We start from the raw sequence: 1,327 nt of genomic DNA, 5'->3' as shown, positions 1-1,327 counted from the left end.
TCATTAGTGTCCAATAAAAATGGACGAGTTAAAAAATTAATCAAATAGTCCTTCAAAAAGGGGATAATCGAGTTCTTTGATATCGTTGAAATCAGTCTTATCGAACAGGTCACGTAAGTTCGTTTTGTCCGTTAGAGAGATGCTTAGAATCTGCAAAACTTCATAAGTTGAGCGTTTCAATTGCATATCGTGTTGGACAATAGCTACAAGACAGTATGTGATAATAGCTACACTGATTTGAATGCGGACAGCGTTTTCCGTTGTGCCCCAGAATCTTTTTATTTTAAGGTGCTGCTTTAGCCATTTGAAGAATAGCTCGATCAACCATCTTTTCTTATAGAGATTAGCAACGTCCAATGCAGAAATATGTGTTGCGTTTGTCAGGAAAGTGAACTCACGGTCACCCTCTTCATCGTAGTAACGAATGAATCGGAATGACTCGGTATATTTCTTCTCTGAGAGATATCCGGTCAGTTTCACTTCAGCATCTGTAAGTACATACTTAGGCATCCTACGCTTCCATTTAACCATTGTGTATTTCAAGTTCGTTTTAGCTCTGACAACGAAAAAGGAACCTGTCAGGTGTATCCTATATAGTTCCTTAAAAAAAGTCATAAGCCCTATCGAACATATAATAAGCATTTGGTTCATAATGGATTGAACACATCTCTGTAGAGTCGTGCTTCGATGCTGTGGTTACAGTATAGAAGGCAGGAACTTGTGCTTCAATGTCATATAAGACATGAGCTTTCACTCCTCCTTTCTTTCTTCGGAACTTCGCCCATGGAAATGTGGCTAGACACAACGGAATGGTTGTTGAATCAAAAGCGTACTTATTTCCTGGGATTTCCAAGATATTGGTCCCTCGCTTTTCGCAAGCTTCCTTCATTATATAGAATGCGAAGTCTTCAAAGATTCTGTAGTCACGATTCTGATTAGCATAAGCGAGAGTGGCTTTGGCTATTGGATGGCGTCCCAAACCAAGATGATACTGCTTAGCTCGGTGTGCTTCAAAAGCCACAATTAGGTCGCGAAGACTCTCACGATTGCTCAGTTGTCCGAACATCATAGCAAGCAGCTGATTCCAGCAGGTGAATTGCTTCACGTAGCGATTGCCATCATACTTGCGAACGAAGTTGTTGAACTGGGTTCTGTTCAGAAAAGCGGTAAGTTGAGCGAATACGTATTTATCTTGGTTCATAAGCGGCCTTCAATTTGACCGCTAAGCTACGAATTCAAATCCGTTTCATTCTAAAGGACTGCTTAAAAGACTGTATTTCAATAATTTCAAAGACCGATTAGCTAACTTTTATTGGACAGTAGTGAT

Annotated in this window: 1 pseudogene; it reads right to left on the bottom strand. The window is 40.0% G+C overall.

Annotation, left to right across the window (positions count from 1 at the left end):
* Window positions 1–36: 36 nt before the first annotated feature.
* A pseudogene (locus BQ7483_RS18220) lies at window positions 37–1,201 on the bottom strand (IS4 family transposase).
* Window positions 1,202–1,327 lie beyond the last annotated feature (126 nt).

It is taken from the genome of Mediterranea massiliensis, assembly GCF_900128475.1.
Taxonomy (GTDB): domain Bacteria; phylum Bacteroidota; class Bacteroidia; order Bacteroidales; family Bacteroidaceae; genus Bacteroides; species Bacteroides massiliensis_E.
The sequence above is the reverse complement of the archived record's forward strand: the minus strand, read 5'-3'. Positions and strand labels throughout refer to the sequence as shown.